This window comes from Pseudomonas sp. NPDC089392 (genome assembly GCF_044749595.1).
Taxonomy (GTDB): domain Bacteria; phylum Pseudomonadota; class Gammaproteobacteria; order Pseudomonadales; family Pseudomonadaceae; genus Aquipseudomonas.
This window is the reverse complement of the sequence record NZ_JBIVIF010000051.1, coordinates 12,548-32,253: the sequence shown is the minus strand read 5'-3', so window position 1 is coordinate 32,253 and position 19,706 is coordinate 12,548. Positions and strand designations below refer to the sequence as shown.

The following is a 19,706-nucleotide window of genomic DNA, read 5'->3' as shown; positions in this document are numbered from 1 at the left end:
AGTCAGACGTACTTCAGGCCAGGTGCCAGCGTGGTGGTCAGGATGGTGCGCAGACCGTTGGTGTTGAGCAGGTCGAAGAATCCGGCGGTTAGTTTTGCCACTCCGCCGTCGTATTCACGGCTCAGCAGCGTCATGCGATAACGCTCTTGCGGGAATGAGAGATCTTCAGCCAGGTAGATGCGGACGGTGATGATGAAGCGATTGTCAGCCGCCTTGGCGGCCTCGACGACTTCCTGCACCTCTCCAGTGACATTGTCCAGGCCGAGAACCAGACTCTGAAACGCGCTGTTGTCGTTCCGGGGCAGAGCCAGATCCATTGCCATGGCGATAAACAGGAGTGTGCGACCATCCTCTGTTGTGCAGATCCGATCCTCGTAGCCAGAGCAATAAAGGTGCGAGGTGGGGCTTCCCTCCTCGCGACCCTCTACGGTAACGACCAATTCACCCCTGCCCGAGGCGTAGCACTCCTCGATCAGGCTCATACTTCAGGCCACTCCTTGTTCACGGCCAGGTCGATGATATTCATCCCGAACCAGAGCTCCGGGAACAACTCCCATCCTTCTGGAATAAGCGGCTTACGCTTCAGCATCAGCCGGAACGAATAACGCCAGAATGACAGCTGCACCAGGGTCGGCCCGCTGTAGATCTGACCAAACTGGACTTCATGCATCTCGACCGTGCCGTCGATCTGCAGTGGGCAGTTGAACCACTCAATGCCTTCATTAAGCACCCTCGAATACCAGGCCTCGAAGAAAGCCTTCTGTTTCGCATTGAAAATCAGCGTCGCATTGACATACAGCGGAACGCTGCGGTGCATGATCCGTGACCTGACACGACCAGTAACCATGGGCGTTCTGGACACCGGGTCCTGAGTGTCAAGTGCATAGCCATCCTGTAGCGGAATCGGCAGTTGTTTCGGATAGTCGATGGAAGCCATTGATCAACTGCCTCGCCTTGTCAGCCCATAGGCTTCTTCAATGGCTTGGGCCCGCTCACCGCCGCCCCAGATATCTGCCACAAACACGTCGACCTGCTCGCGGCCATCAGGGCGCGTCCGGGTCTCTACGGATCCTGCCTTGCTGCGATCTCCGATCAGGTTAACCACTGTTCCACTGCCGCCCTGCTTGGATCGTACGTCCTCAAGGGTTTTGTCGAGCTTGGCGCTGGTTTCGGCGGTAGTTACACGCTCGCCCTTCTGCAGGAACCAGGTGCCATCCTCCGGAATGGAATCGATACCGTCGTGCGCCATACCTGCCAGCGCTGCGCTGGCCACGCCCGCGACCATCGGCGCTGTGGCCGCAGCGGCTGCAAATGCCGCGCCAGGCGCAAGCGCTGGACCGACAATTGGGATGGCCGCAGTACTTGCGAACGCAGCCAGCTGAGCCTGGAAAGACGTGGCCTGAGCGTTCGCAATCAAGGTGGGCACCGCGCTGGCTTGAGTTGCTTTGCCTACCACCATCTGAACCGCTTGATAAACCAGCCATTCCGCGGCCATTTGCGCTAAGGCATTGATAATGCTATTGGCCATGGTCGAAGCGACATTGACGAAAGCGTCTCCCAGGCTCTGCGACTCCAAGATCATCGAGGCTATGCCGTCGCCAACCGAACTGGTCATGGTATCCAGAGTGCTGGCCGTGAAATCAGCGGCTTGCTGCTGGTAATCTACCGCGGCATCTCGGTAGTTCTCCCAGGCAGATGAGACACCGTCCAGCCAATTGTTCTGCGCCTCGTCTTGCCGAGCGTAATAGTCCTGCTGGATCTCCATGCGCTCTTCAAGCGCCTGGCGCAGCAGTTCGGTTTCCTGCTTGTATAGCTCCTCGCTGATATCGCCGCCGTTGTACTGCTTCTGCAGGTCCGCCAGCTGGCTCTGGTAATCCTGCTGGATAGCCAGGTCAGCCTTCAGCCGCTCCTTCAGCTTGTCACCGCTCCCAGCGCCCGCTAACTCGAGGTCGAACCCTTCACGGGCGGTCCTGTTCGCTTGAGACAGCGTATCGGCGAAGGCCTGGGCCTTCGCTGCGTCCTCGTTCGCCTTCTTTAGCTGCTGCAATCGGTCAAGCTCAGCCGCTAAACCGTTCAGGCGCTCCTGCTGCTTGGCGTTGATCCCGACCAGCTTCCCAGATTCGATTTCGAACTGCAGCTTTGCCACCTCAGTAGCGTTTTTCCGGGCGTCAGTGCTGGTATTGATCAGCGTAATCTGCCGCTTCAGGTTCTCCTCAGCGGTCTCGAAGGACTGATTCAGCTTCTTGGCTGCTGCTTCAGCCGCCTTCTGAGCTGCCTTCTGCTCGTCCGTTTGGCCGACGAAGCCGGCGCCTTGCCCACCAGGTGGAACGATCTTGGGAAGCTCGGAGGCAGCCTTTCGGGCTTCCTTCACATAGGCGCGGATCGTGTCGCCAGACCAAGGCTTGTTGAACGCCTCAGCAACCTCCTCCATGACGGTGCTGGCTGTGCGAGCATGGTCAATGGCATCCGCTGTCAGTTTGTCAGCGTTGGCCTTGAAGTCCTTCGACATGTCGCCGAAGGTCACAGCACCGAGCAAAGTGTTGGCCGTTGCGCCGATGCTCTGCAGATAGGCCATGGTGGTGGAGAACCCACTCACAATACCGGCGGCCACCACCTTGAAGGTCCGGCCGATGCCGTCAGCCAAGCTGGCAGTAACGGCGGTCACCTCAATGAAATCGTTGGCGAATTCGCCAACAACTTTCCGAAGCCCGCCGGCCTCCTTCGTGGTGCCGGCAAGGTCTTTTGCGAGTTGGGCCAGTACCGGCATGAACTCGGCCGCCAGGGCTGTCTTCGCAGAATTGGCGTACTGGCCGATAACCGTAAGCTCTGTGCTGAATTGCTGAGCAGCGCCGATGGTCTGCTCGTCCATGATCATGCCGGCCTGCTGCGCGGCATCCCCGTACTCCTTGAACTTCTTGCCCCCATCAGCCAGGAGCGGCACCAAAGCCGTGGCTTCGTCGGCGATCGCCTCCATGAAGAAGGTCATTTGAGCCTGGCTCACGTTCGCCTTCTGCAGGCTGGTCACATACAGCTGCAGCGCGTCGGCGCTGTTCAGGTTGCGGAACTGCTCAGCGGTCACGCCGACCTTTGGCGCGACGGTCTCGAAGAAGTTCTTGAGCTCGCCGCCACCAGTAGCCAGAAAGTCGCCAATCTTGTCGTTGGTGTCCTTGAAGATGTCGGACAGCTTGTCCTGCTCTACTCCGACTGAAGCAGCGCCGGCAGCGTAACGCTGGAACTCGGTGGTGGTGAGGCCTGCCAGGTTCGAAAGGTTGGTGATTTCCTTCGCCGCCATGGCCGAACTGGTGACCAGGCCAGCAACAATGGCCGGCACCGCGGCGAAGGCGGTACCGATGCCTTTGCCGAGGTTCTCAGCCGACTTCTTGATCTCAGCCATGCGCTTTTGCGATTCACGGCTGGCCTGGTCAAGCGGCCCTGTGAAACCGCCAATCTTGGCGATCAAGTCCAGGGTCAGCGTACCCAGCGATTTACTTGCCATGCCTTTCTCCTGCTGATCGCTGGCTCAGAGTTCGACTACGCCCATGTCTTCATGGCCTCCTCAAGCGTCAACGCAGGCGCGGACTCGTGAGGCATAAAGTCGTAAACGGTGTAGCCGCCGTCCTTTGTGTGGGTGTTCGCGTAAAGCGTGGCCAACAGAGCCGTGCCACGCTCGAAGCGCATTCCCAAGTGCAGGGATCCGCGGCGGCTGCGGTACTTCATCCAGGAGCGAAACTCGTGGATGCTGATCCGCTCTTTCGCCTCGGCGATCGTCCTGCCCCCGACGCCGCATAGGACTAACTCGTGCCAGAACTCGTCGAGGTCGCTGAGCTCGGTGTCTTTCCCATGTTGGTCACCTCATTGATCGCCACCATCAGGGCGACAGTGAGATTGCCGTCCAAGGCCCCCAGGCGCTTGGTGCTATCTGGATCCTTGGCGAGCTCCACCGGATCAAGCGGCCCATGGGTGATGTCGAGCACAGTGAAGACAGTGTTGCCTTCCTCGTCGCAGATGGCCGCGGCGATGCGGCCGGCAATGTTGTCTTGCTTGCCGCCAGCCGCCAGAACATCGCTCACCGCTGCCTGGTAGCCCAACGGACGCACATACACCGTCGCGGTAAAGGTCTCGTCGCCTTGCCGCCAAGTGATTTCCTTTGCCACGGGCCGGCCAGTGAACGAGCCGGTTTTCTTCAACGAATCGAGCGTCAGCTTCATCACTTGCCTCAGGCGCTGGTGGTTTTACGGATCCAGGCAGAACCGCCCGAACGTTGAATGGTCGCCGCGGTGGTAACCGCCGCGTTGGCCGCGAAGTCGAACGGGAAGTCGGAGACGTAGCCGTCGAACAGGAACCAGGTGCGGGTCGGGGGCAGGACGAAATCATCCGCATCGCCCAGGACTGCGGAGGCCGCCGCGCCAGATCCAGCGCCACCGGTCAGGGTGATGCTCGGCGCGCTGGTGTAGCCGGAGCCGGCATTGGTGATGTTGAAGCCGACCACCTTGCCATCCTCGATGATTGCGGTTGCTGCGGCGCCAGTGCCTCCACCCCCCGAGAACGCGACGGTCGGGGCCGTGGTATAGCCGGTACCGCCATTGGTCAACTCGATCGCAGCCAGTGCGCCGGCAACGCCAACAGTCGGAGCAATGTCGGTGCCGTCCGACCAGCCCACAACCCATCGGATGCTTTCGATCGAGTCATCTTCCGAGATTTGGTGGAGGCGCACGTGAGAGGCGTTACGCGGGTCGACGTTCAGGGTCAGCGAAGCCTGGCCTGGGGTGCGCAGACCGCGCAGGTACTTGCGAACGCGGTCGCTGAGGCAGGTAACCTCGACTTGGTCAGCAGGGTTACCGCCCGGGTTGAAGGCGGTCGCGCACTCCACTTCCATGACTTCAAACTGGGATGGGGTACCTACCTTGGGCACCAGGGCATAGATCTGGGTGCCTTGAGCGAGAATCGCCATGGGTTTCTCCAATTGCGGGCAAAAGAAAACCCGCACTGGGCGGGCTATTGGGGTATTGATCAGCTACCGGTGGACGATCCAGTCCACATCGAAGCTGGCTCGGTAATTCTTTGTGGTTGGGTCGCGACCCTCGCCGCCCCACCGGGTGACGTAGGCACGCAACTCGATGGCGTCTCGTATGGCATCGCGCACCTGTCGCACTGAAGTGCCGGTAGTGCCGTAAATGTCGATCTGCAGCGTTACACCGTCAGCATCTGGCCGGCCGGCCAGGTAGTTCTCCGGTTCTCCATTGACCAGCTGCCACACTGCGTAGGGCTTGGCCACATCCTGCGGGGCCTCGCCAAATGAGTAGAGCCGCAGATTCGCGCCAGCACCGAGCAGCGCAGTGACGCCTGTGGCCTGGGAGCAGATCTGAAAAATAGGTGGTGTCATGAGTATGCAGCCTTCTTCGCAGCGCGCCGGATGGCGCGGTCGATAGCCTTTTCGTATTCACTGACAAAGGTGGCCGTCACCTCACTGATGCTGTTGGCCAGGGCTGGACGCATGAAAGGAACAGCTGCCATGTTCTCGGTACCGAACTCGATCAGGCGCCAGTGCGGCGTTGGTGAGTTCGGGCTGAGGTCACCGCCATCCTTGAGCACGGCGCCGTGCAGCACACCGATCCGGAAGCCGAGGTCACCAGTCTGCTTGAACAACTTGCCGTTCCAGCGCAGGGCGATGTTGTCCGAGATCGAGCGACCGGTTGCCTTGTCGTCGATCCGCTCGGCGCCGTCCTTTGCCTTCTGCATGACCACTTGGGCAGCCTTGCGCAACGCAGCCCGGCCACCCTTTCGGCGAACGTCATAGCTGACCGAGTCCAGCTTCCCTAGCAGGCTATCCAAGCCGGTGATGCTGAACTCGACGCCGTCATCCATCTTTCACCCCTTTCGATACGAGGATGGTCAGGTACTCCTGGCCAGACTTGTCGTCCTCCAGGGGCGGCCCTTCGATGCTGTAGATCTGGCCGCGATGAACAATGCGCATGGTGGAGAGCACGTCAGGCCGATACCGAATGACAACCCGGGCTGTGGCCTCCGACTGGGCTGCCTGGGCGGCGATCAGGTCGCGAGCTGACAGGGGCGAGACTTGAGCCCATACCGCAACCAGCTTCTGCCACTCCGGCTCACCGTATTCGCCTGAATCAGGGTCGCGAGATGTGACCTTATGCTGCAGTTCAACGCGGTGCCTCAGGTCACCAGCTTTCATAGATTCACCCAGCGGTGAGGCCCCCAGAGAGCTTGGGTGGCCATCGGCATCTCGGTCGCGATAGTTCCGGTGACTACAGCTTCCCGCCCCGCGTACCAGTGACCGACCAGCAACAACGCGCCCTGGCGAATTGCCTTGGTGATAACGAGCGTGCTCCCAACGGGATCAGGTAGCGGCTCACCCTCGGCGATCAGCTTGCGGTTGGTCCACTGCTCGAAAGTGCTGAACGCAGCGTCGGTGTACCCCTGGATCAGGCTGTCCTCCTCGTCACCGTCAACCCGCAGATGCGATTTCACGGTGTCGAGGTCAATCATTTTTCGGCACCAGGGCCTGCAACGCAGGCTTTTTCGCGTCAGCCGCGAACTCGATGCCTTGAGCGGTTAGCCATTCCTTCAGCTTGGGAGCGCTCATTTTCAGCGGGTCGGTTTCGTTCTCGGCTGCCTTCTGCTGCTCGATGGCCGCGTCGATCTCCTCCTGCGAACTGCGCGAGACATAACCATCCGGTGGATAGTTCGCCGCCAGATAGCCTGCTTCCACCCATTCGGCAACAGTCGGGCCATCTTCACGGAGCACGGGCGCGCTCTGGCGATTGAGATACTCGGCAACGCCAAGGTGATCGACCGCCACCAGTGCGCAGCGCTCCGACACGTCCTGCTCACCGACCTGAACCTCAACCACCTGGTTGCCGTCCACAGCGAACGGGAACGGCTTCTTCACGATAATGATTGGCATAAATCCTCCGATGCATGGGCGCCCGCAGGCGCCCACAGGATCACGCAGCGCTCAGGGTCATGACCTTGATTGCCTGGGAGTCGACGAGCATGCCGCCAACGCGCTTGGTGGCGTAGAAGCCAACGAACGGCTTGTTGGTGTAAGGGTCGCGCAGCACGCGAGTACCGATGCGATCCACGATGGTGTAGCCGCGCTTGTAGTCGCCAAAGGTGACTGCGTTGGCGTCGGCCGCGACATCCGGCATGTCCTCGTTCTCAGTGATGCCGTAGCTCAACAGGGTCGACGGCTGACCGAGCTCCAGACCAGGGCGCCACAGGTAGTTGCCGTCGCTGTCCTTCAGCTTGCGCGCGTAGGCCACGGTCAGGTTGTTCATCATGAAGCGGGCATTTGCTCGATACCCGGCCTTCAGTGAATGGACCAAATCGATCAGGTTGTCGCCGGTGAAACCACCCGCCGCGCCGGTGATCAGCTTCTGCAGCGTGCCGAACGGGCGGGTCGAGTCTTTGGCCGTGCTCAGCGCATAGGCCAGGATACCCTTCGGCTTCTTGTCGCCGTTGCCCAGCAGGAACGCATTGCCTTCACGCTCGGCGAATTCGCGGGCGACTTCACTGTTCAGCCAGCCTTCGGCGTCGAAGAAGATGTCGTCCAAGCTGGTCTGGGTTGCCTGCGGATTGGCGTAAATCTCGCCCATGAAAGCGGAGACCTGACCGAGAGTCGGGGTACCAGTAGCCGGGCGCGCGTCAGTTTCGCCGACCCAGCCAGAGCCGGCACCACCTAGGCTGACCAGGCGCTTGTAATCCGGCGATCCAACAGAGATCTGGTTGCACACTTGGCGCATCGGGGAAGTGTCCTTCAGCAGCTCGATGATGCTGCGGTCCAGCTCCTCAGGAACAGCGTACCCACCATCAGCATCGGTGCCGATCTGCAAGGCCTTGGCCTGCAGGTCACCCAGTCCGGAATCGACCCCTTTGCGGACGAACTGCATGAAGGCAGTCTTGTGTTCGCTAGCAGCCTTGGTGCCGCTACCGTCAGGGCGCTTCAGGTCGGCCAATTCCTTCTCGAGCGCCGACTTGAGTTCGTCGAGCTCTCCCAGCTTCTCGTTCAGGGTGTCGACCTGACCGGAGAGCTTGCCTTTCTCCTCTTCCAGGCCGTCGATACGCTTGTCGTTTGTTTTCTTGAACTCGTCGAATTTCTTGCCCAGGGCTTCTGCGACGTCTTCGATGTCTTTCTTTTCCACAGCCATGAGAGGCTCCTTACATTTTTTCCAAAAGGGATTTCAGGGATTGAAGTGCTTCGTCGGCACCCGCCTCTCGCGGTGACACTGCGCCGTAGCCCTTGGCCATGAAGGCCTTGGCTTGTGAGCCGGAAAACCCTACCTCGCGCAGGGCCCGCTCCACTTTGCTGGGTGGCGGGGTTTCGCCGCGCTCCAGCAGAGATTTCACATCGGTGACGTAGGCCGCCTCGTTCATGGCGAACGTGACCACCGACACCTCCCAAAGGGTGATCTTTTTGAGCAGGTAGGCGCCTTTGACGCTGTCCCACTCCCAGTCGTCGAGCGTGTATCCGATCGACAGCCCAGTAACGCTGCCGGCCTTCATGTGGGCGTAGGCGCGGCGAGCGAGAGGATCGTCATCGATCAGCAGCTGGCCTTTCACATACAAGCCCTTGTCGTCCTCCTTCATGTCGGTATGAGGGCCGATTGGCTCATGCGTCTTGTGCTGCCAAAGAACCGGAGGCAATTTGTTCTTGCCCCGCCACTCAATCAGTGAGTCAGTGAAAGCTCCTGGCATGACGATATCGGAGCCGTGATCCTTGACCCCGAACACGGAGCCATACCCCTCGAACTCACCGGCCTCGGAAAGCGCCTTGAGCTCAAAAGGGACACGCATTTTCTTAAGCACTGTTGCCGCCCTCCGGCTTGGTGGTCATGTTCATTGGGGTCAGGTAGATATCACCGCCTTCGCGCGGATTCAGATCCTCCAGCTCCCGGCAGTCGTTGGGGCTGAGAATCCCCCACTGGATTCCCTTGCCGTAGGAGTCGTAACGCCCCTTGAGGTCGCCACGCATCAGCGCGCCAGCGTTGAACTTGGCGTAGTGGATAAGTCGGTCTTTCTCGTTCAACAGCCCAACCTGGATGCGGTGCTCGATGCGGGTCAGGTACGGCACGAGCGAGTAGTTGACGAAGCTCATGCCCAACTGCTCGACGTTGTTGAGTGTCATCTTCTCCATGTTCGCGACCAGGTGTGGCGGAACGCGGTACAAGCCGCAGATCTGATCGTTGGTCAAGCGCTTGGACTCGATGAACTGGGTGTCCTGGGCATTTAGACTGATTGGCTTCCAGTCCAACCCCATCTCCAGAATCATGGGTTTGTAGGCATTGGCCACCCCCATGTGCTCACCCTGGAATTGGGTTTTGAGCCGATCAAATGCTGCTTCGGTGAGCTGCTCTGTCGTTGAAAGCACGCCGCTAGCAACAGCTCCGTTCGTGAACAGCTTGGCCGCATGAGCGTCCATGGCCTGACCCAGGCCGAGAGCCTGACGGGCATATGCGATCGGATTCAATCCGATGAGCCCATCGAGGGTGAATAGCCGAACGTGCCAGATTTCGTCCTGGGTCAGCGTCTCCTGCCCGCTGTTGAACGTGACGTTGTACTCGACAGACCAATCGTCCTTCAGCTTTGGCTGGACGCGGTCCGGGCTGATTGGAAGCAGCTCAACGACGTTACCTAGAGCCTTGACCTTGTACGCATAGAAATTACCGCGTAGGCACAGGCAGGCTACCAGCAGCTCCCAGAACTCCTGTGCCGTCATGTAGCCATTCGGCGCCATCGTCAGCAGGGGGTAGAGGCGGTGCGCTGTGGCAGGCAGTCGGTTTTTCCCTTCTTGCTTGAACAGCCGACAGGGCAGCATGCCGATGGATTCCGCCAAGACCCGAACGCAGTTGAACACCACCAGTTGCTGCAAGGCGCTGGTCGTGGTCACGCGCTGACCTGATGCACTTTCGTAGCCGGAGCCAAGCGCCTGCGCCAGTTTCTCAGGCGTATCGATGATCAGCGGATTGCTTTTTCTTCCTAGAAGGGCCTTGAACATCAGCGCCCTCCCCGCACGACGGCATAGGCCGAAAGTGCCATGAGGATCACGCCGCACACCGATAGTGCCACGGCCTCGCCCATGCCGATCCACAGGCCCCGTGCAAGCAGCGCAAACCCAGCCAGGCCTACCGCATCCGGCAAGGATTCGCGCAGGCGAGCGAGCGCGGACGCCCCACCTATGCGGGGCGCCTCGTTGTGAGAGGTCATAGAGTTCTGATTCCGTGCTTGGAGATGTGGTCGGAGAGCGTTTCCTCCGGGTTTGCGTTGGCCAGCACCCGGCCAACCGTCATGATCAACGCCACTGCCCCGTCGATCTTGTTGTCTTCGCCCTGCTTAATTGGTCGCACAACGTCATCGTTGCCGGGCAGGTTCTTGCCGATGACGTTGCCGATACACCAAGTCATGATCGGATTGCCGTCGTGGTGGAAACGGCCCGCCTCGATTGCGGCCTCCAACTCCTTCATGCCGTCGGACATGTTGGTGTAGTTCTGGGTGATGGTGATCGGGTTGAAACCCTCGTCGTCCAGGTCATGGCTCAGGCCCGTGGCGCCGTGCGGGTCGATCGGGCTCTCCCTGATCGGAGCCAGCTTGTTGGCTTCCTTGGTGTCCTCGAGGATTTCGCGGTAGTCCACTTCGGCGCCAGGTGTGGCGGTCAGGTGACCGGTATTGACCCAAGCCTGGAAGCGCTCGGCCATGCGCTTGTTGTCCACGTCGTTCGCGGTGTCCTCGGGAACCCAGAACGCCGGAGCCACGCTGTAGTAATGGACCTTCCCATCGATTTCTCGCCAGAACAGCCTGGCCCTGGAGTTCATGTCGAGCTTTCGCGCCAAGTCGAACCCCGCCATCCACTCTTGCCCCTCGAACTGCTCAAGCGTGAGCGTCTTGTCCTCGCAGGCCTTCCAGCTTTCCATGTTGAAGAAGCCGGACTTGGCGCTCACCCACAGGTTCAAGTGCTTGGTCTTGAAAGTGTTGGTGAAGCGCGCCGAGCGGATCGCCCGGGCCAGCTGGCTCTCCAGGTACTCCTGAAACACGGACACGCCCATGCAGGGGTTGGCCTTGGCCAGGTTCTTCGGATCGGTCCAGTCATCGCCCTCGTCCAGGGTCCAGATGTAACCGAACAGTTCGTCGTCAGGGACGGTGCCATTCAGCATCTCGATGACCTGGCGGCGCTTGTCGTAGCACGGCCCCTCGATGTTCGCGCCGGCCGTGGTGATGATAAACATCAACGGCTGGCGGCGAGCGCCCATGCCGGTGAGCATCGTGTCGTATTGGGCCGCGCTGTCGTGCTCGTGGTATTCGTCGATGATCGCGCAGGACGGCGACGCACCATCACCTGGGTTGCCAATCAGCGGCTCGAATCGGCTGCCGTTCGACGGGATGTTCAGGTTCGAGGCGTTGACCTCGATCCCCGCCGCCTCGATCAGCATGGGCGACCGGCTGACCATCAGCCTTGCTGGCCGGAACACCTCCCACGCCTGCTTCTCGGTGGTCGCACCGGAGTAGACCTCAGCGCCGAACTCGTTGTCGGCGGTGAACATGCTGATGCCGACGCCAGCGGCGATCACCGATTTTCCGTTCTTGCGCGGCACCTCCCAGTAGCTCTCGCGAAAGCGCCGGTACCCGCCCTTCTTCCTGACCCAGCCAAACGTGCAGGCCAAGCCGAAAAGCTGCCACGGCTCGAGCGTTATCAGCTGCCGCTTGAACGCCCATTCACCCTTGGTGTGGGGCAGCAGCTGCATGAGGCGCAGCTTTTTCTCGGCCTTGGCCGGGTCGAACTTGTACGGGTAGTCCTTCGAGCGGCTGGACGCTACATCATCGAAGTGGCGCTCGATCGCCTGGTGGATGAAGCGGCAAGCGGGAAACTTTCCCTTCAGGACGGACTTCGCCCACGCCATCGCCTTGTCGACGTTGGTGTACTTGGCTCTGGCCATCAGGAACTCAGTAGGGCTGCGAACTCGTTGGTGGATTTCTGCTTGTTGCCGCCGATGATCCGCGTGCGGCTGGCCGGGTCCAGGCCCAGCATCGAACCGAAGGTGACCATCTGGCGCATAGCTTCGTTAGCTGCAGTGAGCGCCGGATTTTTCACCGGCCCGCCAGTGGCTCCTGCCACCACGATGCCGTGGGCGATAACCGATTCTTGTGCCCTTCGCCAGTTGCCGTAAGCAGAGCAGAACGCCTCGACGTTGTGCATGTCGGTCAGGGCAAGAACCTTTGCCCGGAGCAGTTCCGGAACCAGCATTTCCCATACCCGGGTGGCGTGTTCGCACAGCCATTCGGGCGCGTCGACGTTGGTCACGAGGGCAAAATCTGGTTCGTCCTTGTTCAGCTTGCGCTTGCCGGGGTTGCCGGCCAACGCCTTCTGGGCCGTGGGTTTTGGGCGACGGCCGGAGCGCCCGGCAACCCCTGGCATCGGCGCCTCCACTAAACTTTATATTTCGCGGGTGTAAAAAAATGACTGAGGGCGCGGTCTAGAAACGAAAGGGCCTGAACTTTTGACCCTCCCCCTCCCCATAGCCGAGAATTCGTCTCATTTACGCCGTTTCTGGCCGATTTCTCATAACTCGACTGCGAATTGGCACCAAACCGGTGCATCACCCTGAGATCGAGGGTCGCTACAGCCCTCGTCATGAAAAAAATCTTAGAAAAACAAGATTTTTATAGCGCTATAAGATCTCGCGCCGGGCATTGCCGAACCCGCCGTCTTCAGATGCGGTCTTGGCGGAGTGGCACGGCGCGCATAGCGCCTGCCAATTGTTCCGATCCCAGAACAGAGTCATGTCGCCCTTGTGCGCCTGGATGTGGTCGACATCTGTGGCTATCACCACAAGGCCGCGGGCCTGGCACTTGACGCACAGCGGGTGCTTAGCAAGATATCCAGCGCGGGCTTGCTGCCACTTGTAGCCATAGCCGCGCGCCGTTGAGCTCTCTCGCGGCTTCTCACGCACGTAGCTCTTGACCTTGTCAGCATGGTCATCGCAGTAGCCATTGGCATTCCGGTGCAGGGTTCGACAGCCTTGGGCCCGGCATGGCCGCTGAGGTCTCAACGGCATGGCGCACCACTCAGGTAAGTCTGGGGCGGCGCATCAGGATCTACTCCACCTTCATCCGCCAGGACTTCGATCAACGCCAGGTTCTGGGTCGCGATCTGTTCGAGAAGGCTGGTCTGCTTCTGCTGCTGATCCAGGATCTGCTGGAGCAAAGAGATTGCTTGCTCGTTCACGGGCTACCCTCATCCACTTGTTGATCCACTCGCGCCGCTGGGCGCACCCACCGCAGGCCATTAGGCGAAGGGGTCAGCGGGCTTGGCAATCGAGCGTACGAACCACATGAAGCCCTGCTGCAGGTTGGTCTTGGCCAGGGCCAGGGTGCGCTGGTCCACGCCTTCGATCTGGCCGATCTGCTTGAACAGTTCGCCTGCATCGGCCTCCAGAGACTTGATGGAGTTCATGCCGTCGATCTCACTCTGAGTGAGGTCGCGGTAGCCGGTGATCTTCTTGTGCTGGTTGTCCATGGTGAATCCTCATGTGGGCGCGCCACGAAACGGCGCATCTAGGCTTTGGGGCGCGGCTGAGTTACTCGCCGCTCCACCCCATCAACTTGAGCTGAGCATCAATGTGCTCGAGCTCTTTCCGGAAGTGATCTGCAAGTGGATCAACAACAGCAGCCAGCACAGCCGGCTCCTGATAATCACCGGTCACCATCAATGCAACCCCGGATCCACTCAGCACCGTATCCAAGCGCCGTTGCACCTGGTCACGCTTGAAGAACAGGCTGTAGGCGGTGGCAATCTGGTTTCGATTCATTGATCACCCCTGCGCCTTACGAGACAAGAACAGGTCGGAGTAGCCTCGAAGCTTCTCAACACCCATGAACCCGACCATACCGCCCACGAAGGTGGCCATGCCCTGCGGCAAGCCCATCCATTCGAGCAGAGGCACCAGGGCCAGGGTGATGAGGCCGCACAGCGCGCCCTCCAAGAACATCTGACGGCGGGTGCCACCGCCATAAATCACCCGGAGGACGGCGATGGCGACTGACAAGCCAGCCGCATACAGCTGAGGCTGATGGGCCAGCACCCAGGTGAGCACAGCGGCCCACAGGCCAGGATCCTTCTCGGGCATGTTTGGCATCTCGGTTCCTCCCGTTGCGGGGAGCTGAATACGAAAAAGCCCCAGCACTTGCTGAGGCCCTTGGACGGTGATTTATGGCGTTTCCCTTCCTTCCCACGCGGGCTAGAATCTGCCTCCCATTAATAGGAGACACGCCCATGGAATTAAAAGAAAAATCTTGGCACATCGCGATGGCCTTGGTAGCAAACGGAACCATCAAGTTCGACTTGGACGACTGCCTTTCCGGCATCGAAGCCATCGAAGAGGCGCAAGAGAAAATTCGCGATGCGTATAAAGCGCGATCGACTGCGAATGTCTCGAAATCTTTGGACGCGCTGAAGGGGTACCGGCCATAAAAAAACCCGGCTCTCGGGCCGGGTTTTTATCGTCAGTCCTCAACGTGCGCAGGAATGACAGGATGGCGTTAATTTCTCTCACTCTCTCACTGCTGTCAATAGGCAATTAAGCGGCGTCTTTGATCAGAAGGCCTTCCGCCTCAAGAATCGTCCGGACCTCTGCCAAGGAATCGTTGATCATGCCGTCCAGCTTCTCCTTGATCCCGGAACGCCAGCGGTAGCGCGTAGGCTCCGATGTGGCATCCAGATCCCAGGTGTTCATGTCGTAAAAGCTGTCCGGAAGAATGATGAGATCCTCGGCCAGCGCCTCTGCCTTTTTGCGTTCTGCCTGGCCAGCGGCCAAGGCAGCGTTGACCAAGTTCTCGCGGCGCCATTCAGGCGCATCCAGCGGGATATCAACCGCAACCGAGCGAGGCCCCTTGCGGCGTGCGCCCTTGAGCTTCGGGATCGCCCAAGTGGTCACGGCCTTGTAGATGAACAGCTGAGGCGCAGGGCTGGCAATCAGCGGCGCGATGGCCGTGATCCCCTGCAGCCGCTTTGCCTTGTTGGTGGCGTACTTCGCATTAAGGGCGTTCCAGTGGCGGGGAATGAGCAGGTGGTGGAGGCGCGCAGCCAGCCAGTAATCAACCTGAGCCCGATCAAAGCCGCCTGAATGGCCCCCCAGCGAAGCCAGGCAGCCGCCCTCCTCTTCCGCCGACTTGTAGAGCTTCTGCCATGCCTGGCCTTTCGCAGCGCCTTTCTCTCCTGCCGCCAGAGCGGCAACTACTGCACCCGATACGCTGTTGTAGATCATGTCCTTCCCCCTCAATCACCGGTGTAGTTGGTGCCGCCGGCGCCGCGCCGGTTGCTTCCCTGATATGCCGCCTCAGGCCCGGATGCCTGAGGGTTCTTCAACTGCTCGATCTGCCGGAGCGCTGCCCGGAGTCTCATGCTGAGCTGGGTAACCAGTTCCTCCAGGGGCAGAGCCTCGCCGGTTGCGGCCGCCACAAAGCCCGAGGCGTTGCAGTGGTCGCATGGCAGTTCGTGAAACACACCCTGAGTGACCGCTCTCCCACGGCACAAAGGGCACTTATCCAGCTCAATCACGGCCTTCTTGAAGGCTGGGCCGTGCTTCTTCATCAGCCGACCACCTTCAGCCCTTGGTCGCGCAGCGACTTTTCAGCCACCTCGTGCGCCCACTGCCCATCAGGGTCACCCATGATCAGTTCGAAAGGGTTCCTGATGCGCAGCGATTCGCGAGAGGCCTGCCAGATCAGGAAATAGATCGGGTAAGGGTGAATCAGCTGGCTCTCGCACCACGCAGCGAAGTCCGGATAGCCAGGATGGTCGGTGATCGACTGCTTGAGCACCGAAGGAAGGTCGGAGCGCACCTTGTCGCCGTTGTTCATTTCGAATCCTCGCTTTTTACGGATTCCGAATTTGCCCCGCAGGCCGCGCCGCCATTGGCCTCGGGAGTAATATGCGAAATTGCGATTCCTGCCTCTGTCGAGCCGTGAATGGCGGCGAAGCCCTTGCTATCAAGCCACGCGTGCCACTTCTCCAGGGCATCACGCTTCAGCTGCTCGGCGGAGGTGTGGATGTAGGTCTGCACGTTGCGGGTCAGGGTGTGGTTAACCAGCATCTCGCCGATGAGGTAGTCCACTCCGAGGTCAGTCCACCCAGTACGGGCCACCTTGCGCAGGTCGTGGCTGGTCCATTCGCCCTGGCCCAAGCGGGTGAACACGGCGCAGGCCTGGCTCTCGGTCATGGGTCGACCGTTCTTGGCCGGGAAGATGAACGCACCCTGGTAGCCCCTGCCCTGCTGCCAGGCTCGATACCGCTCCAGCAACGCCAGGGCCTGACGAGTCAGCGGTAGCCGGTGCTCGCAGCGGGTTTTGGTGTTCTCGGCCGGGATGAACCACTCGGCCTGTGCGCCTTGGGTCAGGTGAGCCCAGCGCGCCTGCCGGGTTTCGCCGACCCGCGTGCCATGGCAAAGCATCAGCAGTGCCAGAGTGCAGTCCACGGGCGACTCATCAAACCGAGCGCGCAACTGCTCGAGCACCTCTCCCAGCTGGACCGCGCGCAGCCGGGCTGCCTTGGGCACCACTCGGGCAGTGGTGAAGTCAGTGAACTTGAATCCCGCGATCGGATTGCTGGTGATCAGTCGCAACTTGGCGGCCTGGCGAAAGGCCACAACCAGAACGCCCCACATCAGGCGCACATAGGAAAGCGACACCTCGGCTTGGGCCGGCCACATCAGCAACTTGTCCAGTGTCGAGCGGGACACCTCGGCCACGGCCAGGCCCTCCAGGCGCGGCTTCAGGTGGCAGCTGATCGCCGAGGCGGCGGTGGCTTTGCGCTTGGCCGACAGACTGCGGTCACGAGCGTGGCGCTCAGCAAACCAATCAAGCACTTGCCCCACGGTGTGCAGGGTGCCAGCGGCAGTCGATGCTTCGGGGTCGACGGCCAAGCGCTCGCGGATACCGGGCAAGGCGCTGATCAGGTTCTTCACTGGCAGCTCGGGATAACCGGCGATCTTGCTCCACTTGGAGCCGGTGACAAGGTACCAGGTGCCGCGCTCGCGGCGCTGGCCGAACCGGAAGTACACGCCTGGAAAACGCGCATCTCGCAGGTCGCGAGCAGTGCCGGCCGAAGCCTGCCGCTTGATTTCGGCGTCGGAGAAGGTAGTCAGTAGGGTTTTGCTCACGCGGCGACCTCCGTTTTTGGCAGGGCCAAGTACGCCCGCAGGCACTCCATGGCATCGAAATGCCCACGGCACACCACGGCCAGATAGCCTTGGGCGTTCAGGCGCTTGATGCAGGCCTGCTGGCTCGACGAAACAGGCGCTGGGTCAATGGTCGCCTTGAACTCGATGTACAGGCCGAAGTACCCGCCGCGCGCCATCGGCAGGACCAGGTCGGGAATACCGGCCTTCACGCCCTGGGCCTTGAGCTTCGCCGCTACCGCTTTCACGCGATGCCCACCGTTTGGGACGTGATAGATCAGCTCGTACACATCGGGGCGGCGCAGCTGGATTTCCCGCATCAACGCAGCCTGCTCCTGCCCTTCACGGTCGACTGGCTTGGCGCGGGCCGGCTTGGCAACAAAGGGCTTCACAGGCGCTTCCTCGCATCACGCTCTACCTGCTCGCGATGATCGCGAAAACGGCGCCTGGCATCGTCGTAATAGGCCTGCCGACGTCGGCCTGCCGCTCGAATAGCCAGACATGCGACCAGTAAAAATAAGACTGGCGCGCAAGCCTTTAGAATTTCGATAGTCATGCGACCAGCACCCCCTCGCTGATCAGGATGGCCTGGGTGCGCATCACGCCCTCGGCGTGGTACTGGCGCGCGGTGGCGCGATCCACTGCCCGACTGCGACCGTCACAGGCGTCGTGGCAATCGCTGCAGGACCAGGCGCCTTGCAGGTCGTGCGGTTTCTTGCCGACGCCGCAGGTGCCCGCCAGGCGGTAGTGCGCAAGGACGGTGGTCTCGGGGTTGCCGTTGCACACGCCGGGAATGCGCACCTGGCACTCCCGGCCGCGCGCGGCCTTGGTCAACTTCGTCTGCCGCATGGTCAGGACTCCTTGCCGCGGTGAGATTCCCACTCGAAGGGCACCACCACCCCACCGCCCTCGCGCAGGCGGTCGTAGCACCGCTCGCCCATGGCGTGGCGCAATTGGCCGGCCTCCAGGTTGGAGATCACCACCGTGGGGCGCATCTGCTCGTAGCGCCCGTTGATGATCGAAAACAGGGTGGTCAGTTCGAACTCGCTCGGCTGCTCCTTGCTGACCCCGACCTCGTCCAGCACCAGCAATGACGGCTCGATCAGGCTGGCCAGGATGTCGGCCTCGGACTGCTCGCTGTGGCGGTCGTAGGTCGCCCGGATGGATTGCAGGATCGCGCCAACCGTCCGGTAGACGGCGGTGGCCGGGGTGTTGCGCATCAGCTCGTTTGCCATGGCGGCACCCAGATGGGTCTTGCCGGTGCCGACCTTGCCCAGCAGCATCAGGCAACGCCCGGTGCGCTCGATCTCCTCGAACGCAGCCACGTATCGCGTGCAGTAGGCCAAGGCCTTGCGCTGGCCTTCGTGCTCGGCGCGGTAGTTGGCCAGGGTGCGATCGACGAAGCGCTTTGGAATCAACGCAGAACCCAGCTTGCGGGTCATGGCCTCGCGCTTCAGCCGGATTTCCTCGGCCTGCTGCTTGGCCTGGCGCTCGGCAATGCCCGCCTTTTCGCACTCTGGGCAGCGGCCAACGATTTCACGGCCCATGAGCATGGTCACCCGCTGCTCGAAGTCGCCGTGATGCTCGCAGTGCGCAGGCTGGACGCGGAAGCCGGCAGCGTTTCGCACCTCGGACATGGTGATCACCGATTCAGATCGCATAGGTACCGTCCTCGCGCTCGGTCAGGCCGCCGGTGTAGTCGCGGTCACTGAAACCGTGGTGGCGGCTGTTGGGGTTAGCTTTGGCAGGAATCTGGGCGGCGATACGCTTGGTCACCCAATCCACCTCGAAGCCGCGCCATCCGTTCTCGACGGCGATCTCCAGGGCCTGTGCTGGCTGGATACCGAATGCCTTGCACTGCTCCAGCTTGGTGTTCAGGGCGGACCAGATACGGGCAGTCACCGGGGCCTTGGCGGCCTTCCGGACAACCAGGTAGTCAGCGATCAGCGACTCATCCAGGTCGTGCGGGTTGTCGGCCAGCATGGCGGCCTTCCCGAATGGCGCCTTGCGGTCAACCTTGGCTGGGGCCGTCTCTTCGTCGCTGGGGGGGCATGTAATATCTTCCGTAGGAAGATTTACATAGGGGGTTAGATTCTTAGAATAAAGAAGGGAGTCGGCTGTTTTGGTCTGTTTCGACTCTTCGCCGATTCGGACCACTTGAGCCGAGTCGGCTGTTTTGGTCTGTTTCGGCTCAGTGACGTAGGCCCAGTCTTTGGGGTCGTTCACGCCGATGTCACCTCGAGCACCGCCTTCGCGGAACAGCACGCGACGACGCAACAGGCTGGAGATCGCTTTCGACACGGTGTCAGGGTGAGCGTGGATGGCTTTCGCGATGTCGGTAGCCGGGATGCGTTGAGCGCCCGCCCCGAAGTTGATGGTGGCCTTGGCCACGTACAGCACAATCTTCATCTCCCGAGCAGGGAGATCGATAGCCAGCAGGCCATCCATGAGCTGGTTGTCCATCCGGGTGAACCCCCTGGACTTGTCAAGTGGGACTATGTTTGTCATGCTTTAACC

General features: G+C 60.8%; 29 protein-coding genes and 1 pseudogene. 1 reads left to right on the top strand and 29 read right to left on the bottom strand.

Annotation, left to right across the window (positions count from 1 at the left end; all coding sequences use genetic code 11):
- Positions 1-2 precede the first annotated feature (2 nt).
- The 21 genes and pseudogenes from ACIP1G_RS28085 to ACIP1G_RS27985 all read right to left on the bottom strand — a co-directional run bounded on the left by ACIP1G_RS28085 (position 3) and on the right by ACIP1G_RS27985 (position 14,150).
- On the bottom strand, positions 3-482 hold the full coding sequence (locus ACIP1G_RS28085; RefSeq protein ID WP_274139309.1) for a DUF1833 family protein: 480 nt from the start codon (positions 480-482) through the stop codon (positions 3-5).
- On the bottom strand, positions 479-937 hold the full coding sequence (locus ACIP1G_RS28080; protein WP_274139308.1) for a transposase: 459 nt from the start codon (positions 935-937) through the stop codon (positions 479-481). Before ACIP1G_RS28080 ends, ACIP1G_RS28085 begins: the two co-directional genes overlap by 4 nt.
- A gap of 3 nt (positions 938-940) precedes the next feature.
- Positions 941-3,496 carry a phage tail tape measure protein gene (locus ACIP1G_RS28075; protein ID WP_400742977.1) on the bottom strand — a complete coding sequence of 852 codons (2,556 nt, stop codon included), beginning with the start codon at positions 3,494-3,496 and terminating at the stop codon, positions 941-943.
- A gap of 295 nt (positions 3,497-3,791) precedes the next feature.
- Positions 3,792-4,208: a phage tail assembly chaperone family protein, TAC gene (locus ACIP1G_RS28070; RefSeq protein ID WP_392510431.1), complete on the bottom strand. Its 417-nt coding sequence runs from the start codon at positions 4,206-4,208 to the stop codon at positions 3,792-3,794.
- Positions 4,209-4,216: 8 nt separating this feature from the next.
- Complete coding sequence (locus ACIP1G_RS28065) at positions 4,217-4,489, bottom strand: phage tail tube protein (protein WP_274139337.1); 273 nt, start codon at positions 4,487-4,489, stop codon at positions 4,217-4,219.
- A gap of 120 nt (positions 4,490-4,609) precedes the next feature.
- Positions 4,610-4,951 (bottom strand): annotated as a pseudogene (locus ACIP1G_RS28060) (phage tail tube protein); the annotation flags it as partial.
- A gap of 63 nt (positions 4,952-5,014) precedes the next feature.
- A complete protein-coding gene (locus ACIP1G_RS28055) occupies positions 5,015-5,383 on the bottom strand; it encodes a DUF3168 domain-containing protein (protein ID WP_274139305.1) in 369 nt (122 codons plus the stop codon).
- Positions 5,380-5,865 carry an HK97-gp10 family putative phage morphogenesis protein gene (locus ACIP1G_RS28050; protein WP_400742973.1) on the bottom strand — a complete coding sequence of 162 codons (486 nt, stop codon included), beginning with the start codon at positions 5,863-5,865 and terminating at the stop codon, positions 5,380-5,382. The genes ACIP1G_RS28055 and ACIP1G_RS28050 overlap by 4 nt, the downstream gene beginning before the upstream one ends.
- Positions 5,858-6,196 carry a phage head closure protein gene (locus ACIP1G_RS28045; protein ID WP_400742971.1) on the bottom strand — a complete coding sequence of 113 codons (339 nt, stop codon included), beginning with the start codon at positions 6,194-6,196 and terminating at the stop codon, positions 5,858-5,860. Before ACIP1G_RS28045 ends, ACIP1G_RS28050 begins: the two co-directional genes overlap by 8 nt.
- On the bottom strand, positions 6,193-6,510 hold the full coding sequence (locus tag ACIP1G_RS28040) for a head-tail connector protein (RefSeq protein WP_400742968.1): 318 nt from the start codon (positions 6,508-6,510) through the stop codon (positions 6,193-6,195). The genes ACIP1G_RS28045 and ACIP1G_RS28040 overlap by 4 nt, the downstream gene beginning before the upstream one ends.
- Positions 6,503-6,928, bottom strand: a complete 426-nt coding sequence (locus ACIP1G_RS28035) for a HeH/LEM domain-containing protein (protein ID WP_400742966.1) — start codon at positions 6,926-6,928, stop codon at positions 6,503-6,505. Before ACIP1G_RS28035 ends, ACIP1G_RS28040 begins: the two co-directional genes overlap by 8 nt.
- Positions 6,929-6,968: 40 nt before the next feature.
- Entirely contained in the window at positions 6,969-8,171 is a 1,203-nt protein-coding gene (locus ACIP1G_RS28030) for a phage major capsid protein (protein WP_400742963.1), read from the bottom strand.
- 10 nt (positions 8,172-8,181) lie between these two features.
- Positions 8,182-8,829, bottom strand: coding sequence for an HK97 family phage prohead protease (locus tag ACIP1G_RS28025; protein ID WP_400742961.1), 648 nt, complete (start codon positions 8,827-8,829; stop codon positions 8,182-8,184).
- Positions 8,822-10,018: a phage portal protein gene (locus tag ACIP1G_RS28020; protein WP_400742958.1), complete on the bottom strand. Its 1,197-nt coding sequence runs from the start codon at positions 10,016-10,018 to the stop codon at positions 8,822-8,824. Before ACIP1G_RS28020 ends, ACIP1G_RS28025 begins: the two co-directional genes overlap by 8 nt.
- A gap of 205 nt (positions 10,019-10,223) precedes the next feature.
- Positions 10,224-11,951: a terminase large subunit gene (locus tag ACIP1G_RS28015; RefSeq protein WP_400742957.1), complete on the bottom strand. Its 1,728-nt coding sequence runs from the start codon at positions 11,949-11,951 to the stop codon at positions 10,224-10,226.
- Entirely contained in the window at positions 11,951-12,430 is a 480-nt protein-coding gene (locus tag ACIP1G_RS28010; protein ID WP_108078152.1) for a phage terminase small subunit P27 family, read from the bottom strand. The genes ACIP1G_RS28015 and ACIP1G_RS28010 overlap by 1 nt, the downstream gene beginning before the upstream one ends.
- A gap of 253 nt (positions 12,431-12,683) precedes the next feature.
- On the bottom strand, positions 12,684-12,965 hold the full coding sequence (locus ACIP1G_RS28005; RefSeq protein ID WP_400742954.1) for an HNH endonuclease: 282 nt from the start codon (positions 12,963-12,965) through the stop codon (positions 12,684-12,686).
- A gap of 95 nt (positions 12,966-13,060) precedes the next feature.
- On the bottom strand, positions 13,061-13,240 hold the full coding sequence (locus ACIP1G_RS28000) for a hypothetical protein (RefSeq protein WP_400742951.1): 180 nt from the start codon (positions 13,238-13,240) through the stop codon (positions 13,061-13,063).
- 60 nt (positions 13,241-13,300) lie between these two features.
- Complete coding sequence (locus ACIP1G_RS27995; protein ID WP_400742948.1) at positions 13,301-13,531, bottom strand: hypothetical protein; 231 nt, start codon at positions 13,529-13,531, stop codon at positions 13,301-13,303.
- 61 nt (positions 13,532-13,592) lie between these two features.
- Positions 13,593-13,823 carry a hypothetical protein gene (locus ACIP1G_RS27990; protein ID WP_400742946.1) on the bottom strand — a complete coding sequence of 77 codons (231 nt, stop codon included), beginning with the start codon at positions 13,821-13,823 and terminating at the stop codon, positions 13,593-13,595.
- Positions 13,824-13,826: 3 nt separating this feature from the next.
- Entirely contained in the window at positions 13,827-14,150 is a 324-nt protein-coding gene (locus tag ACIP1G_RS27985) for a phage holin, lambda family (RefSeq protein ID WP_400742943.1), read from the bottom strand.
- Positions 14,151-14,287: 137 nt separating this feature from the next.
- Here ACIP1G_RS27985 and ACIP1G_RS27980 point away from each other — a divergent pair, with 137 nt between their 5' ends.
- Positions 14,288-14,485 carry a hypothetical protein gene (locus tag ACIP1G_RS27980; protein WP_003250998.1) on the top strand — a complete coding sequence of 66 codons (198 nt, stop codon included), beginning with the start codon at positions 14,288-14,290 and terminating at the stop codon, positions 14,483-14,485.
- A gap of 106 nt (positions 14,486-14,591) precedes the next feature.
- Here the strand turns inward: ACIP1G_RS27980 and ACIP1G_RS27975 are convergent, their stop codons facing one another.
- From ACIP1G_RS27975 to ACIP1G_RS27940, 8 genes are all read right to left on the bottom strand, one after another.
- Positions 14,592-15,278 carry a hypothetical protein gene (locus ACIP1G_RS27975; RefSeq protein WP_003251001.1) on the bottom strand — a complete coding sequence of 229 codons (687 nt, stop codon included), beginning with the start codon at positions 15,276-15,278 and terminating at the stop codon, positions 14,592-14,594.
- Positions 15,279-15,289: 11 nt separating this feature from the next.
- Positions 15,290-15,607: a hypothetical protein gene (locus ACIP1G_RS27970; protein ID WP_400742994.1), complete on the bottom strand. Its 318-nt coding sequence runs from the start codon at positions 15,605-15,607 to the stop codon at positions 15,290-15,292.
- A complete protein-coding gene (locus tag ACIP1G_RS27965) occupies positions 15,604-15,873 on the bottom strand; it encodes a hypothetical protein (protein WP_400742940.1) in 270 nt (89 codons plus the stop codon). Before ACIP1G_RS27965 ends, ACIP1G_RS27970 begins: the two co-directional genes overlap by 4 nt.
- On the bottom strand, positions 15,870-17,171 hold the full coding sequence (locus ACIP1G_RS27960) for a tyrosine-type recombinase/integrase (RefSeq protein WP_400742937.1): 1,302 nt from the start codon (positions 17,169-17,171) through the stop codon (positions 15,870-15,872). Before ACIP1G_RS27960 ends, ACIP1G_RS27965 begins: the two co-directional genes overlap by 4 nt.
- Positions 17,168-17,581 (bottom strand): VRR-NUC domain-containing protein, encoded by a 414-nt coding sequence (locus ACIP1G_RS27955; RefSeq protein ID WP_400742934.1) that lies wholly within the window; start codon positions 17,579-17,581, stop codon positions 17,168-17,170. Before ACIP1G_RS27955 ends, ACIP1G_RS27960 begins: the two co-directional genes overlap by 4 nt.
- A gap of 160 nt (positions 17,582-17,741) precedes the next feature.
- On the bottom strand, positions 17,742-18,038 hold the full coding sequence (locus tag ACIP1G_RS27950) for a DUF1364 domain-containing protein (RefSeq protein WP_400742931.1): 297 nt from the start codon (positions 18,036-18,038) through the stop codon (positions 17,742-17,744).
- A gap of 2 nt (positions 18,039-18,040) precedes the next feature.
- Entirely contained in the window at positions 18,041-18,850 is an 810-nt protein-coding gene (locus ACIP1G_RS27945) for an ATP-binding protein (RefSeq protein WP_400742928.1), read from the bottom strand.
- On the bottom strand, positions 18,840-19,697 hold the full coding sequence (locus ACIP1G_RS27940) for a replication protein (protein WP_400742925.1): 858 nt from the start codon (positions 19,695-19,697) through the stop codon (positions 18,840-18,842). The genes ACIP1G_RS27945 and ACIP1G_RS27940 overlap by 11 nt, the downstream gene beginning before the upstream one ends.
- Positions 19,698-19,706 lie beyond the last annotated feature (9 nt).

Excerpts from the sequence above, each read along its gene's own strand:
- ACIP1G_RS28035 (WP_400742966.1), bottom strand. The coding sequence starts at position 6,928 with ATGCCAATCATTATCGTGAAGAAGCCGTTCCCGTTCGCTGTGGACGGC.
- ACIP1G_RS28030 (WP_400742963.1), bottom strand. The coding sequence starts at position 8,171 with ATGGCTGTGGAAAAGAAAGACATCGAAGACGTCGCAGAAGCCCTGGGC.
- ACIP1G_RS27995 (WP_400742948.1), bottom strand. The coding sequence starts at position 13,531 with ATGGACAACCAGCACAAGAAGATCACCGGCTACCGCGACCTCACTCAG.
- ACIP1G_RS28020 (WP_400742958.1), bottom strand. The coding sequence starts at position 10,018 with ATGTTCAAGGCCCTTCTAGGAAGAAAAAGCAATCCGCTGATCATCGAT.
- ACIP1G_RS27940 (WP_400742925.1), bottom strand. The coding sequence starts at position 19,697 with ATGACAAACATAGTCCCACTTGACAAGTCCAGGGGGTTCACCCGGATG.
- ACIP1G_RS27985 (WP_400742943.1), bottom strand. The coding sequence starts at position 14,150 with ATGCCAAACATGCCCGAGAAGGATCCTGGCCTGTGGGCCGCTGTGCTC.
- ACIP1G_RS28055 (WP_274139305.1), bottom strand. The coding sequence starts at position 5,383 with ATGACACCACCTATTTTTCAGATCTGCTCCCAGGCCACAGGCGTCACT.
- ACIP1G_RS28085 (WP_274139309.1), bottom strand. The coding sequence starts at position 482 with ATGAGCCTGATCGAGGAGTGCTACGCCTCGGGCAGGGGTGAATTGGTC.
- ACIP1G_RS28010 (WP_108078152.1), bottom strand. The coding sequence starts at position 12,430 with ATGCCAGGGGTTGCCGGGCGCTCCGGCCGTCGCCCAAAACCCACGGCC.
- ACIP1G_RS28040 (WP_400742968.1), bottom strand. The coding sequence starts at position 6,510 with ATGATTGACCTCGACACCGTGAAATCGCATCTGCGGGTTGACGGTGAC.
- ACIP1G_RS27990 (WP_400742946.1), bottom strand. The coding sequence starts at position 13,823 with ATGAATCGAAACCAGATTGCCACCGCCTACAGCCTGTTCTTCAAGCGT.
- ACIP1G_RS28075 (WP_400742977.1), bottom strand. The coding sequence starts at position 3,496 with ATGGCAAGTAAATCGCTGGGTACGCTGACCCTGGACTTGATCGCCAAG.
- ACIP1G_RS27945 (WP_400742928.1), bottom strand. The coding sequence starts at position 18,850 with ATGCGATCTGAATCGGTGATCACCATGTCCGAGGTGCGAAACGCTGCC.
- ACIP1G_RS28045 (WP_400742971.1), bottom strand. The coding sequence starts at position 6,196 with ATGAAAGCTGGTGACCTGAGGCACCGCGTTGAACTGCAGCATAAGGTC.
- ACIP1G_RS28015 (WP_400742957.1), bottom strand. The coding sequence starts at position 11,951 with ATGGCCAGAGCCAAGTACACCAACGTCGACAAGGCGATGGCGTGGGCG.
- ACIP1G_RS28050 (WP_400742973.1), bottom strand. The coding sequence starts at position 5,865 with ATGGATGACGGCGTCGAGTTCAGCATCACCGGCTTGGATAGCCTGCTA.
- ACIP1G_RS28070 (WP_392510431.1), bottom strand. The coding sequence starts at position 4,208 with ATGAAGCTGACGCTCGATTCGTTGAAGAAAACCGGCTCGTTCACTGGC.
- ACIP1G_RS27965 (WP_400742940.1), bottom strand. The coding sequence starts at position 15,873 with ATGAACAACGGCGACAAGGTGCGCTCCGACCTTCCTTCGGTGCTCAAG.
- ACIP1G_RS27980 (WP_003250998.1), top strand. The coding sequence starts at position 14,288 with ATGGAATTAAAAGAAAAATCTTGGCACATCGCGATGGCCTTGGTAGCA.
- ACIP1G_RS27950 (WP_400742931.1), bottom strand. The coding sequence starts at position 18,038 with ATGCGGCAGACGAAGTTGACCAAGGCCGCGCGCGGCCGGGAGTGCCAG.
- ACIP1G_RS27975 (WP_003251001.1), bottom strand. The coding sequence starts at position 15,278 with ATGATCTACAACAGCGTATCGGGTGCAGTAGTTGCCGCTCTGGCGGCA.
- ACIP1G_RS28080 (WP_274139308.1), bottom strand. The coding sequence starts at position 937 with ATGGCTTCCATCGACTATCCGAAACAACTGCCGATTCCGCTACAGGAT.